This is a genomic window from Ensifer sesbaniae, assembly GCF_013283665.1.
GTDB classification, from domain to species: domain Bacteria; phylum Pseudomonadota; class Alphaproteobacteria; order Rhizobiales; family Rhizobiaceae; genus Ensifer; species Ensifer sesbaniae.
This window is the reverse complement of the sequence record NZ_JABEKU010000002.1, coordinates 288,952-313,468: the sequence shown is the minus strand read 5'-3', so window position 1 is coordinate 313,468 and position 24,517 is coordinate 288,952. Positions and strand designations below refer to the sequence as shown.

Below are 24,517 nucleotides of genomic sequence, written 5' to 3'. Positions count from 1 at the left end.
TTTTATAGCTGCTGTAGGTTGATTAAGTCTCTCCCGCGACTTCAGTCGGGATATTTACGCAAGACCTATTAAGAGCACACATGGACTCACCATCAATCATCAACGGTTTTGCCTCGATCATCCAGACGTCTCTGGCGCCGGTTTTTCTTCTTGCCGGCACGGCCGGATTTGTCAGTGTCTATGCGACTCGTCTCGGCAGGGTCTCGGATCGGGTTAACGAGGTGGGGGAGAAAGACGGGGAGGGTGAAGCACGGCGCATACAACTTGACTACCTGCGCCGGCGAACGCTTGCTCTTGAGATCGCGGTCGCCTTGGGAACCTTGGCCGCGATCTGCACCGGCTGTGCAATCCTTAACCTGCTTGCAGGTGCCCTAGAATTCGGGTTCCGCGAAGAAAATCTGTTCTGGTTCTTTGGCTGTGCGATCGTCTCGCTCATTGGTTCGCTTATGGCATTCCTGTTTGAAATGCTCATCGCCGGGCGAAACATGCTGCGGCAAATGCGGATGGATCAGTCGAGACTCGAGTGCGACTGAAGTTCGCAAGATCGTCTAGACATGGAGAGCGCTCTGCGGCGCCAGGGCTTCCGCTCGCCGAAGCGTCGTTGGAAGGTTCTGAGCCTCTATTACAGCAATCGGCGATTGACTAAATTAGAAATTGCGATTGAATGGTGGTGGGGAGAATCCGTAACGGTTGTGCTCAATGACGATGCTTCTTTCCTCGTTCAGCAGGACTGCCGCTGACTATCGGCTGGCCTATGTGATCCTATTGGCACACGCTGCGGCTATGGCGAGCCTGGTCTGGTATCTTGGTGTTGAGCCGCACTATCAAACAGCATCGCTCTACGCGGACTGGTCCTTTTCGGCGATTACAGGCATGGCTTCGCTTTACATGCTGTGGACAGTGCTCAAAATGATCGCAAGAAGGGAAGAGCACCCAACGGCGGCGCTGAAAGCGCACATGGAAAAAGTTTTGCTCGGGAACGACAGGCTGGCGCACGCAACGCATTCAACTGCTATCTTTTTCGCGATGATCGTTGTGTTTAGCACCATCAAGTCGACGATTCCGGCAATCGTTCCATTCTCGTGGGATGAGGGCCTGATCCGGCTGGATCGGGCGTTGTTCGGTGGCGTGGATCCGTATGTCCTGACCAGCACGGTGTTCGGGAATGCATATGCTCTTATTGCCTTGAATTTTGTCTACAATCTTTGGATGGTAATTTTTACCTTATCGATGATCGTGGTTCCGTGGATCGGTAATCATGAGTTGCGGTTGCGGTACATCTTGACGACCCTGCTGACCTGGTTCGTAGGCGGTAACATCTTGGCACTCCTGCTATCGTCGTCCGGGCCTTGCTTTGTGGAACTTCTTTACGGTGACGACACATACGCGCCCTTGATGGCGCTGCTCAGGAACGTCGACGCCGAAACCGGGATGGTGTGGGCGCTGATCGCGCAAGATATTCTTTGGGAGTCCTACATGCGCGATACCGGAGCGATCTCCGGTATTTCAGCAATGCCCAGCCTTCACGTCGCGGTTGCTGTGATCATCGCATGTGTGGCCTGGCAGCGAGGTGGCGTGTGTCGCAAGATTGGTTTGGCCTATGCCGTCACGATCTACATCGGCTCGATCCAGCTCGGCTGGCACTACGCGACCGACGGGATCATTGGGGGCGTCATAGCGCTCCTGTTTTGGAAAGCGTCTGCATATTTGACTGACTGGTCTCTGTCCCGACGGCTCGAGCCGGCTGAAGTCAGAGGGATCTGACTATGTTTAGTCCTCAGGCATTTGTCAGCGCGTTGATTGCAGGTGCACGCCGAGATGCTGCGGTCGTATTTTTGTCGATTGCTTATTTACTTCTAGCATTCGTCGTTCTTGAAATGGCGCCTAGCACCTGGATCGGGTATTTCTTCGCTTCCTTGATGGGCCTGGTCTCGATAACTGCCCTATTCGCTGCAGGCGTGAGGGGGGCCTACCATGTTCTGGTCAATCGCGTGGACCGGCCGATTACCGCGACCATCCGCGACATCCGCGGCGTATCATTCGCAACGGCTACGTCCTATCTTCCTGTCGCCCTCGCACACGTGATTCTTATAAGCGTATTCTGGCCGTGGAAAGCTCGCTTGCCTGCGTTCTCCTGGGACGAGGCGCTGAGCGATCTTGATCGAACACTTCACTTTGGTTGGCTCCCCTGGCAGTGGCTTCAGCCGATTCTGGGCTATTGGCCGGTGACGTTCCTGCTCAGCATGAACTACAGTATCTGGTTCATGGTGATGTGGACCTTTTGGATGGCCCTTGCATTCAGCGGGCGACCTCAACGCACTCAGTTTCTCGTCACTTTTGTGTTGCTGTGGATCTTTCTCGGTAGCGTCCTGGCGACCGCGTTCGCATCCGCCGGTCCGTGTTTTTTCGGCAACCTCGGGCTTGGGGAAAATCCGTATGCCGATCTGATGTCCTATCTCAATGCTGCTGACCAAAACGCACCGATATTTGCTCTTGATGTCCAGGACATGCTCTGGCTGGGGTACGCAGGTTCAGGCACCGAGATGGGTATTTCTGCCATGCCTAGCCTTCACAACGCCACGGCGCTCTTGATGGTCCTGGCCTCAAGAGGCTTTCACTCCGTCATACAATGGGCGCTCAAGGTCCATTTTGTTCTAATATTTTTGGGGTCGATACATCTGGGCTGGCACTATGCCGTGGATGCCTACGTCTCCTATGCGGCAACACTAATGATCTGGTTCGGGATTGCCTCGCGATTCCAATCCAGAACGCTGATACCGCAAGTCGCATTAGCTGCGCCCGAACCGCTGGCCCGGGCTGCGAAACCTCCACTGTCGTGAGGGTTTGAGAAGGATTACAACAGGCTTGATGAACTGGAGTTGAGTCGCTCGAAGTTGAGCCTTGCAGACATCCATATGGAGTTTGTTTATCCATTCGTCTCCAGCGCGCGACATCTCCGCTGTTCAAGCATGGCGCTTCGGCCCGAATGATAAAGACATTCCCGTCTTCGCGCTCCGGTGGCAGTGCGTGGCTTGACGACTTGCCTTCCTTCTTCCGATATCGTCGACGTGCACGACGAGGTGGCGAAACATGGCAATGCTTCTGGTTCCGGGTTTCATGCTCGATGCCGATCTCTGGCGCGACGTGGTCCCCGCGTTGGCCGCATATGGCCCGGCGACGTGTGCCGATCTTTCGCAGGACGGCTCGATAGCGGCGATGGCCCGCCGGGCTCTCTCGGAAGCACCGTCGGAGTTCGTGCTCGTGGGCTTTTCTATGGGAGGATACGTCGCTCGCGAAATCGTCCGGCAGGCTGGCGATCGGGTCACCGCCCTCGTCCTTATCGCCACCTCCGCACGCGGCGATAGCAACGTTGAGCTTCAGCGGAAGGCCGCAATCGCTGGACAGTCAGGCGGTGCCGTCTTCAGGGGGCTGAGCAGGGCGGCCGTGGCGTCGTCACTGCATCCCGCTAATGCAGAACGCACGGACATCATTGCGCGCATCCTAGCCGCAGGGCAGCGATTGGGCGGCGACGTCTTTCGCAGACAATCGCTCATCGATCGACGAGACGAACGGGATAATCTGAAGGCGATCCGGTGTCCAAGTCTCGTCATCGCGGGAGAGCAGGACCGATTGAGGTCACGAACCGAGGCGCTCGAGCTTCACCAAGGCATCGTCGGTTCAAGTTTCGAAATTATCGAGAATACAGCGCACATGGTCCCCATGGAGGCGCCGCAGCGGCTCGGCGCCTCCATCCGTGAATGGCTCGGTCAACGGCGCTACGGATGATGATCGCTGGTGGCGCGGCATCGCTCGCGCACTGCTCGGAGAGGTTGGACGGTGTTGGCCGCCTATTTGTTTGACTGCCTCTTTTGCTCGAGATGCTTAAAGCGCGATGACCGCCTCGATCTCGACCTTTGCACCCTTAGGAAGCGCGCTGACTTCGTAGCAGGCCCGTGCGGGGTACGGCTTGGAGAAGAAGCCGGCGTAGACCTTGTTGATTTCGGCGAAATGGCGGAGATCGGTCAGAAGGACCGTCGTCTTGGCGGTGTTGGCGAGGCTCGTGCCAGCGGCGGCCGCAATTGCTGCAAGGTTCCTGAGGCATTGTTCGGCCTGCGCGATCGCGTCGTCGGAGTTGAATTCTCCTGTCGCCGGATCGATCGGCAGTTGGCCGGAAACGAACAGCAGGTTGCCAACCTTGATCGCCTGCGAGAAGGGGCCGACGGCGCCCGGAGCGTTGTTCGTGTGGATTTCCTGGATCATGATCTGGTTCCTCGAAAGTGGTTGAACGGCGCCGCTTAAGCGTAGCGGGCGATTGCGAGATCGGTTGCGTCGATCTCGGGCTTGCGACCACTGACGAGATCGGCGATCACCCGGGCCGAACCGGAGCTCATCGTCCAGCCGAGCGTACCGTGACCGGTGTTGAGATAGAGACCCGCGACCTTCGTCGCACCGATGACGGGCGTACCGTCCGGCGTCATCGGGCGAAGGCCCGACCAAAAGCTGGCCTTCGACACGTCGCCGCCCGGGAAGAGGTCGGTGACGGAATGTTGGAGCGTGAGGCGGCGGGGCTCGCCGAGATCGTTGGTGTAGCCGGAGATTTCGGCCATGCCGCCGACGCGGATGCGATCTCCGAGCCGGGTAATGGCGATCTTGAAGGTCTCGTCCATGACAGTTGATTCCGGCGCGCGCGAGGCGTCGGTGATCGGGATCGTCAGCGAATAGCCTTTGACTGGATAGACCGGCAGACGGATACCGTGCGGTCTGACGAGGAGCGGCGAGAAGCTGCCAAGTGCCACGACGACGGCCTCGGCCTGCAGCGTGCCGTGCGCCGTGACGACGCCACGTACGTGGCCACCCTCGACGTCGAGGCTGCGGATGATGCTGCCATAGTTGAAGCGAACGCCGAGCTCTTCCGCCTTTTTCGCGAGTGCGTTTGTGAACTTGAAGCAGTCGCCGGTCTCGTCTTTCGGCGTCAGCAGGCCGCCGACGATTTTGTCACGCACATGCTTCAGCGCCGGCTCGACGCGGATGCAGCCGTCGCGGTCGAGAACTTCGTAGGGAATGCCATCGGCGGCGAGCGCCTTGACGTCCTTGCCGGAGGCATCGAGCTGCTGCTGCGTGCGGAACAATTGCAGGGTTCCCTGCATGCGTTCGTCATAGGCGATGCCGGTTTCAGCGCGTAGTGTGGCCAGCTCGATGCGGCTGTAATCCGCCAGGCGCAACATGCGGCTCTTGTTGATCGCATAGCGCTTGGAGGTGCAGTTGGAGAGCATCTTCACCATCCAGCACAACATCGCGGCGTCGACCTTCGGGCGTAGGATCAGTGGCGCATGCTCCATGAACAGCCACTTCATAGCCTTCACCGGAATCCCGGGCGCAGCCCAGGGCGAGCAGTAGCCGAAAGAGATTTCGCCGGCGTTGGCGAAGCTCGTCTCCAGGGCGGGGCCAGGCTGACGGTCGATGACCGTCACCTCATGTCCTGCCTTGGCAAGCTGGTAGGCCGACGTCACGCCGATGATGCCGGAGCCGAGAACGATAACTTTCATGATGTCCTCATGGGAGAAGAAGAAGGAGTCAGCGGTATTGCCGCACGTAGCGTTGGCCGAGGCCGGTCAGGATTTCATAGGCGATGGTGCCCGCGTCGCGGGCAATGTCTTCAAGCGCCTGACTGGGGCCGAGCACTTCCACGAGGGCCCCGAGTTGCAGGCGATCTTGCGGCAGGGCGGAGATGTCGATGGTGATGCAGTCCATCGACACGCGGCCGACGATCGGCAGGCGAATGCCGTCACAATAGACCGCGCCCCGGTCGCTCAGGCTTCGCGGCAGGCCGTCGGCATAGCCGGCGGCAATGGTGGCCAGGCGGGTTTCTGCCGCGGCAATATGGGTGCCGCTGTAGCCGACGCGCGCGCCGGCAGCCACGGTGCGCGTCTGTACCACCGCAACGTCGAGGCGCACGACTGCTTCCATCGGGTTCGGTCTGTCGGCGGTCGGTGCGCCGCCGTAGAGAGCGATGCCGGGGCGGGCAAGCACCCCGTGATAGGGCTTGCCGAGGAAGATGCCGCCCGAATTGGCGAAACACAGGTCGTACTCGGGGAACTCAGCCGTGATGCGGTTCATCTCGGCAAGCTGTCTTCCGTTCTGATCGCTCTCCGGCTCATCGGCGGAGGCGAGGTGGCTCATGATTAACTGGACGTCGATGTTAGTGCCCGCCTTCAGCATGCTGGCAACGGCTGCGCGCTCTGCCGGAGGAACACCGAGACGCGACATGCCGGTATCGAATTGCAGCGCCGCCGCCAGCTTGCGCTCGAGCGCCTTCGCCGTCTCGCCCCAGCGCTGCAACTGCTCCATTGAATTGATGACGGGCACGATGCCGTGCTCAGCACAGGCAGTCTCATTGCCGGGCTGGAGGCCATTCAACACATAGACCTCGGCATCGGGGGCAAGCGTTGGCTGCAGACGCAGGGCTTCGACGAACTGCGCGACGAAGAAGTGGCGGCAACCATGCTCGTAAAGCCTGGCGGTGACCCGGTCGGCGCCGAGGCCGTAGGCGTCCGCCTTGACCACCGCCGCTGCGCGTGCAGGCGCTAACTCGGCCGCCAGCCGTTCATAGTTGCGAGCAAGGGCCGCAAGATCGATTGTCAGGTAGCCCGATGCGCCGCCCGTGGCGGTTGGCCCAACCTGTCTTTTTGCCTGTATCGTCCCGTCCATCCCAGCTCCCCACGTTGGGGGGAGACTAGTGAAACGATCGTGAAATTTCCGAGGAATCAGTGATTGAATGTTGCGCAAAACCATGATCATTGAAAGAAACGAAGGCAAATTGGAATGATCCGCCATGGCCGCACTTGACGCGATAGACCGCAATATCCTTCGGTTGCTTCGACTCGATGCCCGACGGAGCAATGCGAGCCTAGCCGCCGAAGTTGGCTTGTCGCCATCGGCTTGTCTCAGGCGCATAAAGCTGATGGAGCAGGCCGGCGTCATCCGGGGCTACACCGCGCTGGTGGATACATCCAACGTCGAAGCCACCATTGCGGTGATCATCAACATCACCCTCGATCGTCAGACCGAGGACTATCTCGACCGTTTCGAGGCCGCGATACGCAAGCACCCCGAAATAAAGGAGTGCTTCCTGATGACCGGCGGATCGGACTATCTTTTGCGCGTCGAAGTCGCCAATGCCGGCGAGTTCGAACGTATTCACAAGGAAATCCTTTCGGCTCTTCCTGGAGTCTCACGAATACATTCGAGCTTTGCGATCCGTAATGTGCTCGCAACCCGGACCGGGACCAAGCGTTCGCTGCGACAGTAGAGAGGCAAGCCGAAGCGTTCTCACTCGGTGCCCTGAATGACCGGATAATGTATCAACGGGAACCCGTGATTCACGTCCTCTTTGAAGTGATTAGGTGCAAGGTCGAATTGCCACCATTGACCGCCGCAGTTGACAGCTTGCGATCGAATGTTGCCAACTGGCCCCCCTGCGCTTTGGCCAGCGCAAGGAGGTAGGTATCAGTGACTTGGCCAGCAGTCAGAATTTTTCTGGGATTGATATCACCCGCCCCAACAAGGCTCACGACGTCGGGCCAAAAATTATGGCCGGGGAGTGACCGCAGTTTTCCCACGATCTCCATTACGAGGGACGGAGAACCGGGAGAGTTGGGATATTTGGGGTTGCCGACAATCCGGATGACACCATTTTCAGTAATGGGGCAGGTCGCCCAGGCGAATTGACCAATCGCCGCAAACCATTCGTGCGCATCGTCATGGGCTACATGGCCCGGATCAATTAAGGCGATCAAAACATTGACGTCGAGTAGAAAAGTCACGGCAGTTCGTCACGCAATGCATTAACGATTTCGAGCGTCACTGGCGGTGCGTCCGGCAGGGGTGAGAGGAGAGGGATACCGTTGCGTTCACCGCCACTGCGCGGCCGGCGCAGAGACCGTCTCGCCAGTTCAGAAATCACCTCGCCGATGCTTCGGTGCTGCTGAGCCGCTATCGCCTTCGCGGCGATTAGCACATCGTCGTCGATTGCCAACGTCGTCCTCATATCTATCTCATCCAGCATCAATCATCACGCATCATATAGAGCAGGAGACCGGCCTTCTCAAGGTATCGAGGCGATAACTGGCTGGGGAGTCGACTTTCGCTGCCTTGCAGCGGCAAAAGTCGATTGCCTCGACCGGAGACGAAGGCCAGATGTTCAGAGGTATGGACGTCGTGTAAAAGTTGCATGACGACTATATAACGGCATGATAATTTATTGGCCGGGTTGGCTCTGTCGGTGGTAGCCGCGAAGGGTGGGGCCTGTGGGCAATATTATCGTCGCTGCCGCGGTTTCTTGGGGGAAGCAATAACGATTCCGAAGAGCGATAGCGGCGTCATCATTTCTATGCGTTCGCGAACCGCAAGGACGCGGTTCCTTGGTCGTGCGTCGTAACGCGAGAGGCACCATGCGCAAGGTCCTGACCGCTGTTGTTCTGACAATGGCATCCGCTGCGATATTGTCCTGTCTTATCGGAACAGGCTTTGCCGCAGACGTTCCGATCATCATGCTTGAGCCGACCTCGGATGCCGTTCTCGACAGTACCTTGCGTGCGGCCCTGAATGCGACAGAGCTGAAACGTTCGCACGCTGGCGCCGAAACTGGAGTATCAGCAAAGTCTGTTGTCGAAGCTCAGCGGCGTCGCCTGGAAGAAATGATGCGCGGGATGGGGTATCTCGACGCGCATATCGACGTTCCGGACTATGCCGAAAGTGCCACGCCGGCGGAAATCGTGTTTACGCCCCGACCTGAAGCGCTTTATCGCGTGGGTCTGGTTGAAGTTGACGGCCTTGGCGGTCTCCCTCAAGCGTCTCGCGACGACATCACGCGGCAGATGGCCGTCGCCGCCGGCAAACCTGTCAGCGGCGAAGCTCTGGCGAACTTGGAAGACGAGGTGCTCTGGCGCGTTCGGAGCGCCTCGTATCCACACGCGACCGTGACCGGGCGTGATCTGTCGCGAATGCCAGGCACGGCGCTTGCAAAGGTTCGCGTGGTCATCAATCCCGGCGTTACGGCGAATTTCGGTACGGTTACCTACAATGGGCTCATCAGCCTGAAGGCGGAGGAATTGGCGCGACTGCAGCCGTTCAAGCAGGGAGATGCCTATGATCCGTCGGCTCTCGATCGTTTTCGCCAGGCGCTGGCCACCCACCCCTTGGTACGAAACGTTCGCGTCGTCGTCTCCGACCAGGTCGACGGCAAAGGCGAGGTCCAGCTCAAGGCGGAGGTCGAGGAGAAACAACTCGGCATCGTCGATACCGGCAATGGCTATCGATATGGCCTGATTGCCATGTTGTCCGCCATCGCGGTGCTCGTGATCCGCCAGATGTCGCTTGCCACCATGCCACCATTGCGGTCGCGTTGGCCCTGGTGGCTCGATGCCATGACGATGGTTGTGCTCGGAACGTCGCTCTTTTTCGGCGCTCAGCGATTGCTGCTCTTGGCCGCCTCCGTCTGACGGCTTTCGTCGCGCTCGGCGTGACCATCCCATTCACGCAAAACATCAGCGAAGAATTCGACGTGGGGCGCCGCGCTTCGCGAAAAGCCGTGCCATCACGTGCGAATGGTTACCGGCGGGGTCATGCTTTGAACCTTGCGGATGATCCCGTTGCCTTTCTGCGAGACGTGCAATCGACTTATGGGAATTCGCAATGCAAGTTCTCTAACGCTTTTGGCCTAGCCGGCCGGTAATTCGTAGCTACATATCGTTATCTTCTACTGCAAAAAGTAATATGCTATCTATATTTGAGCGGGTGCTGAAGTGTCAAATATATTTCAAGAACATAGAATAATTTTCGAGTTCAAATTGAAGTGATTGCTTTCTTTCCCGGAGAATTCTTTTTCGAAACAGTAGGCTGCTGTACCCGGGCAGGAAATCGTCCTTGACGACGCGAAGCTCGATCATGACGTCGAATTATTCGTAAGCGACAGGCCGCCGGATATCAGGGCAGATGCGCGAAACCGCCTTTTGCAAAAGCTCGCAGGTAACTGCAGGCTGGTACGTCTTGCGGCAGGCCAATGTGGTTGGACCGGACGGGTTGTTGCATGGTTATGGGGTATTGGATAGCGGCGCTGTCGGGACTGGCCTGCGCATTGTGGGTCGCAGATTCCAGCGCCCTGGCTCGAGACTTCGGACCGCCGGGAAACGGGCAGTGGGAACGTATATTCACCGAGGAATTCAACGGGAGCCGGCTTGACCGCGGAAAGTGGACCCGATGCTACTGGTGGGACAAGAACGGCTGCACGAACCTCGCAAACAATGAACTGCAGTGGTACGTGCCCGACAATGTCAGTGTCGCCAACGGTCATCTGCGCCTGACCGCGAAGCCTGAACATGTCGTCGGCCATGAGGGCCGTACCTTCAATTATACGTCCGGCATGGTGACGACCGGCCGCAACTATGCGGAGCGGGCGAAGCCCGATCGGTTTGCCACCAAGTACGGCTACTTCGAGATCCGGGCGAGGGTACCGCGCGGCAAAGGGTTGTGGCCGGCCATCTGGCTATTGCCGTCGACGCAGGAGCCGCGTCCGGAGATCGACATCCTCGAGGTGCTCGGTCACGCAACCGACACCTATGAGATGCATTTGCATTACCTCGACCAGCAGAAGAGCTGGCAGAGCGATGGGAAGAGCGCAAAGACGGCCGATCTCGCCGACGGCTGGCGTGTCTATGGCCTGGAATGGCGCAAGGATGCCGTCGTCTGGTATCTCGATGGCAAGGAGATGTGGCGCTACGCAAAGGCTGAAGGCATTTCCCAGGAGCCCATGTATCTGCTGATCAATCTTGCGGTGGGTGGCAACTGGCCAGGCTCGCCGAATGCCAAGACCAAGTTCCCAGCCGATTTCCTGGTTGACTATGTGCGTGTCTGGCGGCGCGTGGGCTCATGAACGCGAACCCACCAATCCTGCAGCATTCGGGGCCGGTAGAGATGCAGGCCAGCGGGCGTGGGAGAGGGTGGAAACTGCTGCTGCCAGCGGGCCTGATGGCTTCGTCACTCTTGCGCAATGGCTACGCCCTTATCGCCAACAGTGGGCTCACCGCCATGCTTGGCCTGGCGTTCTGGTTTCTGGCAGCTCGTTACAGCACCCCGGAGGCGATCGGGCTCGGCGGCGCGATCACTGCCACCATCGTCAACCTCTCCAATGCCGCCCAGCTCAATTTCGGCAATTTCCTCGTTCGTTTTGTTCCGACCATCGGCAAGCGTGCCGGTCGCCTGATCCTGTTTGCCTACTCGGTTTCCGTGGCTGCCTCCATCCTGGTGGCCGGCATCTTCCTTCTTGTGGTCGGCGCATTCATGCCGAAACTCGACGTTTTGACCGAGAGCGCCGGCGTCATGGCATGGTTCGTCGTGACCGTCGCCATATGGTCGGTTTTCGCGCTTCAGGACAGCGCCCTATCGGGGCTGCGTCAGTCCATTTGGGTTCCGCTCTCCAAGACCACTTACCAGTTCGTCAAGATCTTGCTGCTCGTTCCGCTCACGCTTTTCGGCCTCGGCTGGGAGGCGATCGCGCTGTCCTGGACGGCGCCGGTCGCTCTCTTCGTGCTTGCCGTCAATCTGTTGATCTTCAAGCGTCTTGTGCCGGCAACAGAGGATACGCCGGGTTATGAGCAACGGATCCATTGGCAGAGCATGGCCCGGTATTTCGGTTGGGACTATATCGGAGCCGTGTCGATGATGGCGGCGTGGACCGCGGCGCCTTTGGTGGTGCTCAATCTGGTCGGTGCCGCCGAGAGCGCCAGTTTCTTCGTTGCCTGGACGATCTTCACGTCACTCTATTACGTCGGCAGTTCGATGGGGCTTTCGCTGCTTGCCGAGGGGGCGAGCAACGGCGGCCGCCTCCGTTCGCTCGCTGCAGATGCGGCGGTATTGTCGGTGGTTCCGCTGCTCGGTCTCGTTACGCTCATGGTCATGTTCGCGCACCCGATCATGTCCGTCTTCGGTGCGGCCTACGCGGATGCAGGCGCGTCCATTCTGCGGATACTCGCGCTCGCCAGCCTCGTTTCCGCAGTGCTGTCGATATATCTGTCGATTGCCCGCACCAAGGGGTGGATTCGGTCGGTCGCTGCGGCCGAGTTTTCGGTGATGGCCCTGGCCCTCGTCTTAGGCGCCTTCCTGGTGCGCCGTGAGGGGCCGATCGGCATGGCCGAGGCCTGGCTTCTGGCGATGCTGACCGTGACCTTCGGCGTCGGTGTGTTGGCTCTTGCCACCGGCCGTCGCGGCAGTGCTTACGACTGGGCTCTGGCTCTGGCGGCCGCATCGAAGAGGCTCTCGTCACAGCTTTTTCCTTGGAGGCCGCGTGCTCGAACGCAACTACCTGCCGAAGCCGATCTGGCGCCGTTGCTGCTTCTGATCGCCAGGCCCGATGCGCTCGGCTGGCGACCGTTCGAGGCGGAGCCAGGCCCTGATGGAACCGTCACTGTGCAGCTCGGAGAGCACGTAGCCGATGTCTGCGGACATCGGGGCGAAGCTCGCGCCATTCTTCGCCGTGCGCGCGATCTGAATGCCATTACCTATATCGAGCGGCAGATCGACAAACTCGATCTGATGCAGGCGGAGCCGCGGCTGATGGCATTCCTGCCGCTGCTGCCGTCCCGGTTGGCGGTTCGGCGCACGAAGGGTACCCTCGATTGCATCGAGACGGCAATTGTGGGCGAGGGCTGGGACGACTTTACGCGACATCCCGCGCAATTGCAGTCGGGCCTGGCGGCGACTGCCGGCGCGATTGCGCTGCTGCACGGCCGAACATCGTTGCCGCACAAGATCGATGAGGATTGGTTGCGGGAGTGGGTCGAATGGCCGGCCGCTCAGTTGCGGAACCTGGACGGTTCATTGATGTCGCGGGCCCGGCGGGAGCAGGTGCTCGATCTGTTCGTCGAGAGGCAGCGCGGCTATTGGTCCGGCCGCGAACTGGGCTTGGGCTGGTGCCACGGCGACCTCCAGCCTCGCAACCTCCGTTTTGCCGGAACCGGGAGTGATCCGGTCAAGCTTGCCGGCATCCTGGAATGGGGCAGGGCACGGTCGAATGCGCCTGACGGTTATGACGCCTGCGGGCTGGCGATCGCTCTGCGCGCAATTTCATCGGGGGAGCCTCTCGGCGCTGTGGTTGCCGATCTGTTTTGGTTGCCGGAGTGGAGGCCCGATGAAAAGGCCTGGCTCGCCGCCAGCACGAGCGACGGCCGAGGCTGGAGCGACGACGCCGGCGCGACACGGGCATTGGTCGGCCTGGTGTGGCTGCACCAAGTCAGCGAGCAGATATGGCGCCCCGAGGGGGTCGGTCGGCTGTGGATCGCGGCCAATGTCGATCGCGTGCTGCGCGCCGTGCCTTGGGAAGGAGGTGCGCTGTGAATGTGGCAGCGACCGACGCCCTTGCCATTGTGCCGACCGCTGAACAGCCGGCGCCGAAGAAGGTCGCCGATGCGTCGACTCGTTCGGCCACGTTGTCACTTGGCTGCCTGGGGCTTGCGTTCGCGCTCTGGATCGTGAGCCTCTACCGCATCGATCCGGCGAAGGTGGACGACTACGGCCTGTTCTCCGTCCTGCCTCCCACGATTTGGATGGCCTATGCGGTGGTGGGGCTTGGTTTTGCGTTCAGCCTGAAGCGCGACGTGCGCGAGACCCGCATTCCGATGTTGCAAATTGTCATGCTGGTGTTGCTGCTGCATGGCACGCCCGCGATCGTTTACGATGAACTGCGCTATGCCTGGGCCTGGAAACACGTCGGCATCGTAGACTATGTGCAGCGGCACGGTCAGATAGACGCGACCGCGCCGTTCCTGGCGGCTTACAGAAACTGGCCTGGCTTCTTTGTCGCCAGCGCCGAGCTCGCCGCGTTGTTCGACATCAAGCCGATCGAGCTTGCCAACATCGTTCGGTTTTCGCCACCGGCTCTCAACCTGTTTTACGTGCTGGTGCTCCCCCTCATCTTTCGCCGCTTCACCACGGATCTGAGACTGATATGGGGGGGCGTCTGGTTCTTCGCGGTCGGAAACTGGATCGGCCAGGACTATTACTCGCCGCAGGGAATAGCCTTGCTCTTCTACCTGATGCTCATCGCGCTTTGCGTAGGACCACTTCGGGTCGAGCATATCTGGGCCGATCCCGGCCGTCGCGGTTGGGCAGGCGTCCTCGGTCGTTACCTTGCCTTCGCCTCGCGCGGGCAGCCGCCGTCGATGCCGGGGCTCACGCCGCGTGCAAGGCTGGCAGCATCAATCCTGGCCATGGTGCTGATCGTCGCCATCGTGACCACGCACCCGCTCACGCCGATGATCATGCTTGCCGCCCTCTGCGGCCTGTGGCTTCTGGGGCAGATCAGCCTCGGTTACTTCGCCTTCGCATTGCTGGTCGAGGCCGGTTGGCTCCTGTATTACGCGGACGGCTATCTGGCGTCGGTCCTGCCGGAACTGGTTCACCGATTTGGTGACACTTCGGCCGAGATCGGCGACCGCTTGGTCGATACGTCGATCGTCAGTCCTGGGCAGGTGGTCGTGTCCTGGGCATCGCGTGCGCTCACGGGCGTCATCGCGTTGGCGGCGCTGCTTGGTGGCTTGCGGCGGCTTGCGGCAGGTTACCGTGACGGTCCCGCGGTGATGTTGACGCTCGCCCCGGCGTTCCTCCTGATTGCGACCTCTTATGGGGGCGAGATCGCCTTCCGCGTCTATCTCTTCGCCCTCCCATTTCTGGCCTTCTTCGCCGCCGCCCTGTTCTTTCCTTCGCCAAGCACGGAGCGGGACGCTGTTGCCCGCTATCTCTTGGGCACGCTGGGCGCGCTGCTTTCGGTGGCGTTCGTGCTCGCCAACAACGGCAAGGACCGGCAGTACACCTTCACGCATGATGAAGTAGAGGTTTCGCAATGGCTCTACGCAAATGCGCCGGTGGGGTCGATGCTGATCGAAGGGGCTCCCAACTACCCCGAGCAGTTCATGAACTATGAGCACTTCGCCTATGTGCCTATTTCGATGGAGAGCAAGCAGTCCATTGCCGCCGTGCTTGCTGATCCGGCCGGAGAACTGTCACGCTGGTTGCAAGGCCGACCGCCGGGGACGGCGTTCATTTACATCACGCGAAGCCAGAAGGCCTACGTCGACGATCTTCGTGTCATGCCGAAAGGTTCGCTCGATTCGATCGAGAGTGCGTTGCTCACTTCGGCGCGGTTCCGGCTGGTGAAGGCGACGTCGGACGCCAAGGTCTTCGCGCCGGATGGCGCGGGGATCAAAATGGGAGAATGGGTCAAATAGATCGGCAGTTCAGAGGCTCGGCGACAGGCTAAAGCGGCTGAAGAGCGGAGCACATCAAGTTGTTCCTGCCGGGAAATGCAGTGCGTGTTTTTTATGTTGCCGTTTTTGGCTGTGCTGCGTTTTTGATGCAGCGCGCGTGTCGGGAGCTTGGGCGCATGCGTATCGGATGGTTTTGGTTGGCCAGCGCCGTGTTGTCGGCAATGTCGGCGCAAGCCAGCATCGGGGAGAACCTCCCGACGGTACCGCCACTGGTCTTTGAGAGCGAGAATACCGGGCAACCGAAACAGCCGGATGGCTTCGTCAGGGCCTTGGCCGGATCCTACGTGGCGCTCGGCGATCTCTACCGTGACGGCAAGACAACCGCTGCAGCAGCGGATGCGGCCCTCGCCTTTTATCGCAGGCTCGGCAACCCGGATCGGCCGGGTGCTCTCTACGCAATCATTCCACCCTCTGATCTGGTCGGCCCTGTCAAAGACGCCACGGCCGACCCCTTCGCCGCCACCAAACTCTACATGGAAGCGGCGGTGATGGGGAGCGCTGATGCGCTGTTGCGGCTGGGGGATCTCTACAGCCAGGGCAGGGTGGTTGCAGCCGATCCGCGCCGGGCATTTCGCTTCTATGATCAGGCGGCCAAGGCCGGAAGTGACGATGGCAAGCTGCGCGTGGGCGAAATGCTGGTGCGCGGTCAAGGTGTTGCCCGTGACGTCGGCAGGGGGCTCGCAATGATTGAGGCACTTGCCAACGCCGGCAATCCCGAAGCGCTGGTGCTGTTGGGCGACCTTTATCGTCCGGCCGGCCAAGGTATGGTGGCCCTGGATCCGGCGCGTGCGATGGCCCTTTACCGAAAGGCCGCGAGCTTGGACTATGAGCCGGCGAAACTGCGCATTGGCGAAATGACCGCCTTGGGCCAAGGCGTCACACAGGATGTCGATGGCGGGCTGGCGATGATCGAAGACGTGGTTTCGCGCACGCGAAATCCCGCTGGGCTCGTCTTGCTCGGCTCTCTCTACAGTCGCTCGGACGGTGGCGTTATCTCGGTCGATTTTGCCAGAGCCTACGGCTATTTCCGCCGAGCAGCCGACAGCGGGGATGAGACCGGCATCTTGCGCGCCGGCGAGATGCTGGCGCGCGGCCGCGGTGTGGACCAATCCTATGAGGCCGGGCGCGCAATGCTGGCGGGTCTCGCCGATCATGGCGACGCCTTCGCGCTGATTGCGCTGGGTGACCTCTTGAGCGATGCGACCGTGGCTTCGGTGGACGTGCCGGGCGCAGTCGCCGCATACGAAAAGGCCGCGACCTTCGGCCATTCCGATGCGCTGATCCGGCTCGGTGATCTCTACAGCCGCAGCGGTGCGGTGAAGCAGGATCTGCCCAAGGCGTTCGCCTACTACGGCAGGGCTTCGACGGCGGGAAATCCGGCTGGCAAACTCCGTGTCGGTGAAATGACCTTGCTCGGGCGGGGTACCGATCGCGATGTCGCCAGGGGTCTCGCACAGATGAACGCGCTTGCCGATCTCGGGGACACCAATGCGCTCAACCTGCTCGGCGCGACCTACCAGCGTGGCATCGACGGGATATTGCCGGCCGATCCTGCCCGCGCCTACGGCTATTTTAGGAAGGCGGCTGACGCCGGAAGCCTGAATGGCAAGGTGATGGCTGGCATGATGATGGTGCGTGGCCAGGGCACCGCCAGGGATGTCGCCGCTGGCTTGGCGCTGGTGCGTGCGGCGGCCGATGCCAGCGACAGCAATGCACTCGTCTCGCTGGGAGATCTGATGGCCGATGGCTCAGTGGGGGTCGCCAATGTGCCGGAAGCCGTGCGTGTCTATGAGAAAGCGGCCGAGCATGGGCGTTACGACGCCTTGGTGCGTATTGGCGATATCTATCGCCAAGGTGGACCGGTTCCCGCCGATCCCGGCAAGGCATTCGACTATTACCGCAGGGCCGGGCTTGCCGGTGACGCGACCGGCAGGTTGCGGCAGGGTGAGATGACTGCCCGCGGCGAAGGCACGGCACAAGACATTGCGGCAGGCCTTGCCATGGTCACGCAAGTTGGCGTTGGGGGTGACCCCTATGCCTATGTGGTGCTTGGCGATCTTCATCTGTCGGGCGCCGTTGGGCCGGTCGATGGTCGGGCCGCGGTAGCGGCTTATGAGAGTGCGGCCAAGCTGGGAAGGGCCGACGCCTTGCTCCGGCTTGGAGATCTCTATCGCGACGGCAGGGGCGTTCCCGCGGATGGTAAGAAGGCGGCTGAATATTATCTGAGGGCGGTCGAGGCTGGGGGCCTTTCAGCTGTGGCGCTGGATGACGGCGCTCAGCATTGAGTAACTCGTAAGGGAGTTTGGCGTTGTGGCGGACATCTCATCTCGTGTTGTCGGTGGTCGTTCTGACCCTGGCGGGTGCTGCCTGGTCGGCGGAAACGGCTGCTGATGGGGATAGTCCTCCAGCGTCCGGTAATCCCGGCATCGCCGAACGCGTCGGCAATGCCGAAGCGCTGTTGAGGCTAGGCGATCTTTACAGCGATGAGGATAATGCCGACCGCGACCCTGCCAAGGCTTTGGAATATTACCAGCGGGCGGCCGATGCCGGCAGCCTGGCGGCTAAGCTCCGTGTGGGTGAGATGCGCATTCTTGGCCAAGGTACGCAGTCCGATGTCACAGGGGGGCTCTCGCTCATCGAGGAAGTTGCTGCCGGAGGCGACGGCACGGCGCTTGCTCTGCTGGGAGGGTTCTACAGCCATGCGAACGCAACGGCCCTGCCGATCGATCTGCCGCGCGCCTACGCATATTACCGGCGCGCCGCGGCGGCGGGCAGCGCAACCGGCATCTTGCGCAGTGGCGAAATGCTGGCGCGTGGCGAAGGAACTGCGAAGGACGTGTCGGCTGGACGCGCACTGGTGCGCTCCCTCGCCGACCAAGACAATGTCCATGCGCTCGCTTCGCTTGGCGATCTGCTGAGCGGGGGTGATGCGGGGCCTGTCGATATCGAGGGTGCCAAGGTGGCCTATGCCAGGTCGGCGGCGCTTGGACGCTCGGACGCGCTGCTGAGCCTGGGAGATCTGGTCGGCGGCGGTGGTCGTGGCGGCAAACCTGACTTCGACAAGGCTTTCGAGTTCTACGAAAAGGCCGCCGAGGCGGGGCTTCCGCTCGGACAGCTGCGTGTCGCCGAATTGACCTTACGCGGGCGTGGGACTGAGCAGGATGTCGACGGTGCACTGACCACGATCAGGTCGATGGCCGACACGGGAGATGTAGAGGCGCTCATATTTCTCGGTGACATCTACAGCGGAACGATCCCGGCCCCCTTTCCGCCCGATGCCGGGTTGGCATTCGGTTACTACAAGCGCGCCGCTGACGCCGGCAATGCCCACGCCCTGCTGCGACTGGGTGAGATGACGGCGCATGGTTCTGGCACGCTCCGTGACGTCGAAACGGGGCGCAATATGGTTCGACGGATTGCGGATGCCGGCAACGCAGCGGCGCTGATCAGCCTCGGCGATCTCCTGCGCGAACCGGAATCGGGTGATGTCGATGGGGCTGCCTCGGTGGCAGCATACGAGCGCGCCGCCGATCTCGACGACGCGGACGCACTGGTGCGTCTCGGCGATTTCTACAGTGACGGAAAAACGGTCGCCGTGAACCTGCCGAAGGCGCTGGACTATTATCGTCAGGCGGCCGCGCGCGGCAGCATTATCGGTGCGGTCCGAGCGGGAGCCATGATCGCGCGTGGGCAGGGCACCGCGCAGGATGTCGTTGCTGGTCGCGCGATCGTCAAGAAGGCCACGGAGAGCGGCGAAGGCGAAGCCCATGTCGTGATGGGGGACCTGTTAGCGCGAGGCGATGCCGGATCACCCGATTTGCACGCGGCGATGCAGGAATATGCCGAGGCCGCGTCGCTCGGCTGGACGCAAGGCCTGATAAGGCTCGGCGATCTCTACCGCGAAGGGAAGCTGCAGCCCAGCAATGGTCGACGTGCGGCGGAATATTATCGGCAGGCGGCAAAGGCCGGCGATCCCTACGGGCTTCTCATACTGGGGACCGCGCTGTCGCAAAGCCTTTTGCGCAATGCCGGCAGAGCGCCCGAAGGCATTGTCGCCCTACGCAAGGCCGAAACCATGGGCCTAAAGGACGCGGTCATTCCTCTCGCTGACGCCATGATCTACGGCATGGGCATGAAGCGCGACGCCAAGGGCGCGGCGGCACTCCTCGAGCGCGCCGCCAGCGACGGCAACATTGCCGCCGCACGCCACCTAATCAGCTACTACCGCGATGGCCGCCGCTATGGACGCACAACCTTCTTCAAGCCCGATATGGAACGAGCCCAGCAATTGTTCGCCGAGGTTTCCTCGCGGCTGTCGCGAGGCGACCGGATTGTGGAGGAAATGCTGTTTTCGGCAGCGACTTCGCAGCGTGACCTTAAGTCGGTAGCGGTCCGTATGCAGGAACTGTCGGCGGAGCAGCGTCAATCTCTCATTCGTATGATGCGGACCACGCATCCGAACGCTTACATCTATCTCGCACAATACCGGCTCAAGGAGGTCGCCTTCTACAGCGGCCCGCTGAACGGAACCCTCACGGGCGGCACGACGCGTGCCGTCAACCGCTATTGCGCGTCGAAATCAATGCGAAACGCCTGTCGTTTCGGACCGATGAGCAGCCAGGTTGGTGATATCCTCGCCTATGCGTTCTAAATCCGCCACTACCGCGCTGACGGGGCGAACGTGATCTGGCCATGCGGAATGCGCAGCGTTTGGTGTCGCTCGCCGTTGCCTTGAGCCGTTAATCGAACCGGTCGCCGAATATGCGGCTCCTATGCTCGCCTACGAGCCCGTTGAAGAAACCATTGCCGGCCTGAAACTGCCGGACGAGTTCCGGATCGCGGGCGTGCACCACCGTCGAATTGACGTTGAAGAAGAAGATCCGCCGGCCAAGCATCGCCTCCAGCAGCGCAGGTTGAGTTCGCCCCCTGATGCCGGCGAGGCCGGCTGCGGCCGCATGCGCGATCAGGCAGTCGATCACGGCTCCCGCTTGGCCGGGCAGGGCCAGCACCTGGAGGACATGACCAATGTCGCCAGCGTCCCCGAAATACATGAAGGCTCCGATAATCGCGCTCGTTCGGGCGGACACAGTACATCGTACCGTTCCGCCGAAATCCTGCTTGGTCGATGCATCCGACATGATGCGCCGAAGCAAGGCATCGTCCCATGCCGGATGCACCGGGAACTTCGACGTAAACTGGCCGATGAGGCTCGAGAAACCCTCCTCATCAATGTCTGCCAGCGTGTAGCGACCCGTTTGCGACGTAGCCGCATTGGCGCCGAACCAGCGCGAGAAATCTCCGTTGCGATAGAGCCCGAGGCCCGCATCGGCGAGGCGCGCAAGTGGAGTTGCCAGGCCAGCGAGCGGAACTTTCGCTTTGGCCGCCGCAACGACAAAGCTCGCTGGCCGGATGATCTTAACCCAGTCGAGGCTGTATTTCATCAGGATCGAGCCGCGCAACGTCATCCACATGTGTGCCGTGACATCGCTTGCCGTCTCGCTGAACGAGATGTCCTGGGGGCCGGCCAGGAAGGCCTTGAGAAGCCTTGCGCCGGCGAGATCGTTGCGCTGATCGGCGTTGACCATCAGTGACCCGCAGATCGAGGCGCTTAGCCTGATGTCCGCGAAGCGCATAGGCATGGATGTCACGCCGACAAAGCCAGAGACATTGCCGTTGTCTCCGATGTGTACGAGCGATGGTGACCCAACGTCACTATTGGTGGCGTCCAAATAGAGGCGTTTGAGGTAGCCGGCAAGAGATGGCGGCGCCGGGGTGCGTTGCCTGCGCAGTTCGCGCTGGAACATGTCGGCGACAACTGGGAGATCATGGGCCTGCAAGGGGCGAATCTCAGGCATCAGGAGAAGCCTCGGCAATTTCGCAATAACAATGACTTGGCGCGGAAATATCTAGTAAACGTGATGGATGTCAGCTGGCTGTCGAACCAGTCCGAACCCTTGCAATCTTCATTCGGTCAGCTTCTTAAAACGCTGCATTTGTATCATGGGGAGCTTTGCAAGTAATCAATAATATTAACCGAGCGCTCCAGCCGAATGGGCTGGCTCTCGAGCCTTGACGGCGCCTTAGTGACAATGGAGGATTGATATTGCGAGAAAAGCGAGCGTCAGTTGCGGGGCAAGGTCATCGCGCCGGATGGTCTGGATGATCGGTGCCTGCGCCGACCAGGCAATGGGTTCGAATATCCGGGACGGGCTACAGCGCAGCGCGCCTCATGAGACGCGCAAAGATCGCTTTAGCACTTTGATTTTCTGCATGTCTTTTTCCTTAAGTCGAGGTCGGTTTAAGGAGGCATAGAGCAGCGCGAGGGCAGCGACTTGAAAACGATCCTGGTGACTGGTGGAGCCGGCTTCATAGGCGCAAATCTCGCGCGGCGCTTGCTGCAAACCGGCCACGGTATCGTGGTTCTTGACGACTTGAGTTCGGGGAAACCTGAGAACATCCCGAGCGGGGTCACTTTCGTCGAGGGCTCTATTCTGGACCGGGAAGCCGTTCACCGCGCACTTGCCGGCGTCGACGCCTGCGTCCATCTGGCGGCAGTCGCTTCGGTCGAGCGCTGCAATCGGCAACTAACCTCGTCGCACGCCATCAACATTACCGGCTTGCTGACAATCGTGGAGGAACTCGCCCGCGCGGGCACCAAGCTTCCGCTGGTTTACGCGTCTTCCGCCGCCGTTTATGGAGCAAGCCAGGACCTGCCGCTTTCCGAAAACGGCAAATGCGTCCCTCTCTCGCCCTATGGAGCGGATAAGCTCTCCTGCGAACTGCACGCTCGCGCCGCATACGAAGTCTATGGTCTTTCCACGACCGGCTTGCGATTCTTCAACGTGTTTGGTCCGGGCCAGGATCCATCGTCACCCTATTCCGGAGTGATCACCAAGTTCGCACAGCGACTGAAGAACAACGAAAACATCATTATCTACGGCGACGGCATGCAGACCCGCGATTTCGTGTATGTCGACGACGTGGTGGAGGCATTGATCCGCGCGATCGGCAGCGACAGGCCGGGGGCGACGGTCATCAATGTTTGCAGCGGTGTCGAGACGGCGATCAATGATCTGGCGCGGATCATGATCGAGGAAACGAACTCTCGGTGCCGGATCGAGCATGTTGACGGCCTACTCGGGGAAGTCCGGCGCTCCAAAGGATGCGTACAATCGCTTCAGGCGATCCTCGGCTATCAATGCGGGACGGATCTGCGCACCGGGCTGGCGCAGCTGCTGCGGTAGCCCCGCCGGCGTACCCGCCACTTCGTCGCGTCAGCAACGCGAAGCCGGTATCCGGAATGCAGGCTGCTCTTGGCTGGAACGATCCAGCGCTGGCCGAGTCACTTGCCTTTGTTCGGTGTAATCAGCGTGCCGACTACGAGCGGGCCGTTTATCGGTTGTCGCCGACTGGCCGCCTCGGCCAGAACCTGATCGATCTGTTCCTTGAGCGCAGCGGCTTTGGCGAGCAACGCCGCCTCGGCTTCTACCAATGCGGCGTTCTCTGCGGCAGGTGATTGTTCAACGGCACGTCGAGCGTCGCTAAGTTCGGCCGAGAGAACCTCCCACTCAGCCATCAACTCCATCCACCGCTTCACCGGGTCTGCGGACGGCGCCTTCGCGATCTGTTCTTTCGGCTGCATCGGTCTCGCTAACGTTTGAACTACAATATAATCCGTTCGGATAATGTATGATACGCGATTCCGGACCTTCATGCCATCGCATCTCGTCTCGTCTGCGAATAATATAAACTGCCATTCATTTCGAAATCGAGAAATTCAGCCAGTTAAGTCCGCTTATTTACTTGTTTAACTCTTGCTGTGATCTGCTCTTTCGGTGAGGAAGTCATGGCGTAAGCACGACTTGAGCGCGGTTCTTCGGGTTCGTTGACCGATGAGATGCTGGTCGTCTGTGCCGACTGGGCTTGGGTCGAAGTGCAGATTCTTGGCTCGACTGGAGCGAGATTGGCACTTCTCGTCCTCTGCCTCGGCAAGCAGTAAGGCGATGCTTATGTGCAGAGTCTTTAGCTCGCGTCTCAAAGATTGGATACTGTCTCGATATCCAGAGTTCCGCCATAAAATCGCACATATCCAAGAAGCTATTTCGACAAATCCCTTAGGGTCGTCCAAATATCACGGTTTATACATTGTCATTTTTCTGTCATAAAGTCACGCGCGATCCTATCCATTGAATTAATTCAAAACAACTGGAGTCCTATTCTCTAATATGTTGATCTATGAGGGGAGTGTTGGTAGTTTACAAAGTTAGAATATTGTAATAAAAGCGAATGCGCACAAGTAATACAGGCTTCCGTTCATCCATGGTCAAAAATTTGGCCAGGGGGAAAGGGTTTATTGCTTTCAATATTTTGGGTTGAGGAATTTGAGCATTAGGTCGAGGAATTTGAACAAATGGGTGAGCCATTTCAGAAACCATTAAGAGCGGCGCTTCGCTCGGCGGCTATAGGCCGCGCCATTTCCGTTCCGCGTGTCAGTGTTATCGTGCCGACGGTGAACGAGGCGAAGAACCTCCCGCATGTCCTGCCGCGCATCCCCGCATGGATCGACGAGGTGATCCTCGTTGATGGAAATTCCTCCGACGGCACCGTGGCCACGGCGCGAGACCTGATGCCGGACATTGTCGTCATCGAGCAGCCCCGCCTCGGAAAAGGGGCTGCTCTTGCCGTCGGCTTTGCCGCAGCACGCGGCGACATTCTCGTCACGCTCGACGCTGACGGCTCCGCCGATCCGGCGGAGATGGCCGGTTTCGTGGGCGCGCTGCTTGCCGGTGCGGATTTCGTCAAGGGGTCGCGCTTCCTGCAGGGTGGCGATACGCATGACATGGAGTGGTATCGGCGGCTCGGAAACTGGGGATTGCTTCAGTTGGTCCGTCTGCGTTTCGGCGGACGCTACAGCGACCTTTGCTACGGCTACAATGCCTTCTGGCGTGATGTGTTGCCGCATCTGCGCGTCGAGTCCGCCACTGGATTCGAAATCGAGACACAGATGAACATCCGCGCCCTCCAGGCCGGCCTCACCATCGCCGAACTGCCGAGCCGAGAATATGCCCGCATTCATGGTGTCAGCAATCTTCGGACGATTCCCGATGGCTGGCGCGTGCTCAAGACAATCACGCGGCTTGGTGTCAGCTTGCGGGGTTCCGCGGCCACCGCTGTCAGGAACCGAACCGGTTGAGGCCCAC

General features: G+C 60.2%; 20 protein-coding genes. 13 read left to right on the top strand and 7 right to left on the bottom strand.

Translation table 11 applies throughout. The features are described 5' to 3' along the window. Positions 1-80 precede the first annotated feature (80 nt). From BHMPCIPO_RS19255 to BHMPCIPO_RS19240, 4 genes are all read left to right on the top strand, one after another. On the top strand, positions 81-533 hold the full coding sequence (locus tag BHMPCIPO_RS19255; protein WP_173518449.1) for a DUF2721 domain-containing protein: 453 nt from the start codon (positions 81-83) through the stop codon (positions 531-533). A 166-nt stretch (positions 534-699) separates the two neighbouring features. Next, positions 700-1,764, top strand: a complete 1,065-nt coding sequence (locus tag BHMPCIPO_RS19250) for a phosphatase PAP2 family protein (protein ID WP_173518448.1) — start codon at positions 700-702, stop codon at positions 1,762-1,764. 2 nt (positions 1,765-1,766) lie between these two features. Beyond that, positions 1,767-2,840, top strand: a complete 1,074-nt coding sequence (locus tag BHMPCIPO_RS19245) for a phosphatase PAP2 family protein (RefSeq protein ID WP_173518447.1) — start codon at positions 1,767-1,769, stop codon at positions 2,838-2,840. Between the two features lie 250 nt (positions 2,841-3,090). After that, positions 3,091-3,786 (top strand): alpha/beta fold hydrolase, encoded by a 696-nt coding sequence (locus tag BHMPCIPO_RS19240; RefSeq protein WP_173518446.1) that lies wholly within the window; start codon positions 3,091-3,093, stop codon positions 3,784-3,786. A gap of 96 nt (positions 3,787-3,882) precedes the next feature. Here the strand turns inward: BHMPCIPO_RS19240 and BHMPCIPO_RS19235 are convergent, their stop codons facing one another. Genes BHMPCIPO_RS19235 through alr form a run of 3 tightly spaced genes read right to left on the bottom strand, consistent with a single transcriptional unit; the run spans position 3,883 to position 6,708 of the window. Beyond that, a complete protein-coding gene (locus BHMPCIPO_RS19235) occupies positions 3,883-4,260 on the bottom strand; it encodes a RidA family protein (protein WP_173518445.1) in 378 nt (125 codons plus the stop codon). Positions 4,261-4,295: 35 nt separating this feature from the next. Next, positions 4,296-5,546 (bottom strand): D-amino acid dehydrogenase, encoded by a 1,251-nt coding sequence (locus BHMPCIPO_RS19230; RefSeq protein ID WP_173518444.1) that lies wholly within the window; start codon positions 5,544-5,546, stop codon positions 4,296-4,298. Between the two features lie 28 nt (positions 5,547-5,574). After that, on the bottom strand, positions 5,575-6,708 hold the full coding sequence (gene alr / locus BHMPCIPO_RS19225) for an alanine racemase (RefSeq protein ID WP_173518443.1): 1,134 nt from the start codon (positions 6,706-6,708) through the stop codon (positions 5,575-5,577). Positions 6,709-6,832: 124 nt separating this feature from the next. Between alr and BHMPCIPO_RS19220 the strand changes: the two genes are divergently transcribed. Then, complete coding sequence (locus BHMPCIPO_RS19220) at positions 6,833-7,309, top strand: Lrp/AsnC family transcriptional regulator (RefSeq protein ID WP_173518442.1); 477 nt, start codon at positions 6,833-6,835, stop codon at positions 7,307-7,309. Between the two features lie 70 nt (positions 7,310-7,379). On the opposite strand, the gene BHMPCIPO_RS19215 is transcribed toward BHMPCIPO_RS19220, so the two are convergent. Beyond that, positions 7,380-7,823, bottom strand: a complete 444-nt coding sequence (locus tag BHMPCIPO_RS19215; RefSeq protein ID WP_173518441.1) for a TA system VapC family ribonuclease toxin — start codon at positions 7,821-7,823, stop codon at positions 7,380-7,382. Beyond that, the gene (locus tag BHMPCIPO_RS19210; protein ID WP_210266674.1) at positions 7,820-8,047 is read right to left on the bottom strand and encodes a CopG family transcriptional regulator; all 228 of its coding nucleotides are present in this window, start codon (positions 8,045-8,047) and stop codon (positions 7,820-7,822) included. The genes BHMPCIPO_RS19215 and BHMPCIPO_RS19210 overlap by 4 nt, the downstream gene beginning before the upstream one ends. A gap of 403 nt (positions 8,048-8,450) precedes the next feature. Between BHMPCIPO_RS19210 and BHMPCIPO_RS19205 the strand changes: the two genes are divergently transcribed. The 6 genes from BHMPCIPO_RS19205 (at position 8,451) to BHMPCIPO_RS19180 (ending at position 19,968) form a co-directional block, all read left to right on the top strand. After that, positions 8,451-9,500, top strand: a complete 1,050-nt coding sequence (locus tag BHMPCIPO_RS19205; RefSeq protein ID WP_173518439.1) for a POTRA domain-containing protein — start codon at positions 8,451-8,453, stop codon at positions 9,498-9,500. Between the two features lie 587 nt (positions 9,501-10,087). Then, on the top strand, positions 10,088-10,930 hold the full coding sequence (locus tag BHMPCIPO_RS19200) for a glycoside hydrolase family 16 protein (protein WP_173518438.1): 843 nt from the start codon (positions 10,088-10,090) through the stop codon (positions 10,928-10,930). A gap of 95 nt (positions 10,931-11,025) precedes the next feature. Beyond that, positions 11,026-13,389 (top strand): phosphotransferase, encoded by a 2,364-nt coding sequence (locus tag BHMPCIPO_RS19195; protein WP_173518437.1) that lies wholly within the window; start codon positions 11,026-11,028, stop codon positions 13,387-13,389. After that, positions 13,326-15,278: a hypothetical protein gene (locus BHMPCIPO_RS19190; RefSeq protein ID WP_173518436.1), complete on the top strand. Its 1,953-nt coding sequence runs from the start codon at positions 13,326-13,328 to the stop codon at positions 15,276-15,278. Before BHMPCIPO_RS19195 ends, BHMPCIPO_RS19190 begins: the two co-directional genes overlap by 64 nt. A 155-nt stretch (positions 15,279-15,433) precedes the next feature. Beyond that, a complete protein-coding gene (locus tag BHMPCIPO_RS19185; protein ID WP_173518435.1) occupies positions 15,434-17,602 on the top strand; it encodes a tetratricopeptide repeat protein in 2,169 nt (722 codons plus the stop codon). Positions 17,603-17,625: 23 nt separating this feature from the next. Beyond that, positions 17,626-19,968 carry a tetratricopeptide repeat protein gene (locus BHMPCIPO_RS19180; protein ID WP_173518434.1) on the top strand — a complete coding sequence of 781 codons (2,343 nt, stop codon included), beginning with the start codon at positions 17,626-17,628 and terminating at the stop codon, positions 19,966-19,968. 88 nt (positions 19,969-20,056) lie between these two features. On the opposite strand, the gene BHMPCIPO_RS19175 is transcribed toward BHMPCIPO_RS19180, so the two are convergent. Beyond that, entirely contained in the window at positions 20,057-21,172 is a 1,116-nt protein-coding gene (locus BHMPCIPO_RS19175; RefSeq protein ID WP_173518433.1) for a hypothetical protein, read from the bottom strand. A 492-nt stretch (positions 21,173-21,664) separates the two neighbouring features. Here BHMPCIPO_RS19175 and BHMPCIPO_RS19170 point away from each other — a divergent pair, with 492 nt between their 5' ends. Beyond that, positions 21,665-22,561, top strand: coding sequence for an NAD-dependent epimerase/dehydratase family protein (locus BHMPCIPO_RS19170; protein ID WP_312033071.1), 897 nt, complete (start codon positions 21,665-21,667; stop codon positions 22,559-22,561). Positions 22,562-22,659: 98 nt separating this feature from the next. Here BHMPCIPO_RS19170 and BHMPCIPO_RS19165 read toward each other — a convergent pair whose 3' ends face one another. Further along, positions 22,660-22,959 (bottom strand): hypothetical protein, encoded by a 300-nt coding sequence (locus BHMPCIPO_RS19165; protein ID WP_173518431.1) that lies wholly within the window; start codon positions 22,957-22,959, stop codon positions 22,660-22,662. Positions 22,960-23,727: 768 nt separating this feature from the next. Here BHMPCIPO_RS19165 and BHMPCIPO_RS19160 point away from each other — a divergent pair. Then, positions 23,728-24,510 carry a glycosyltransferase family 2 protein gene (locus tag BHMPCIPO_RS19160; RefSeq protein WP_173518430.1) on the top strand — a complete coding sequence of 261 codons (783 nt, stop codon included), beginning with the start codon at positions 23,728-23,730 and terminating at the stop codon, positions 24,508-24,510. Positions 24,511-24,517: the final 7 nt, after the last annotated feature.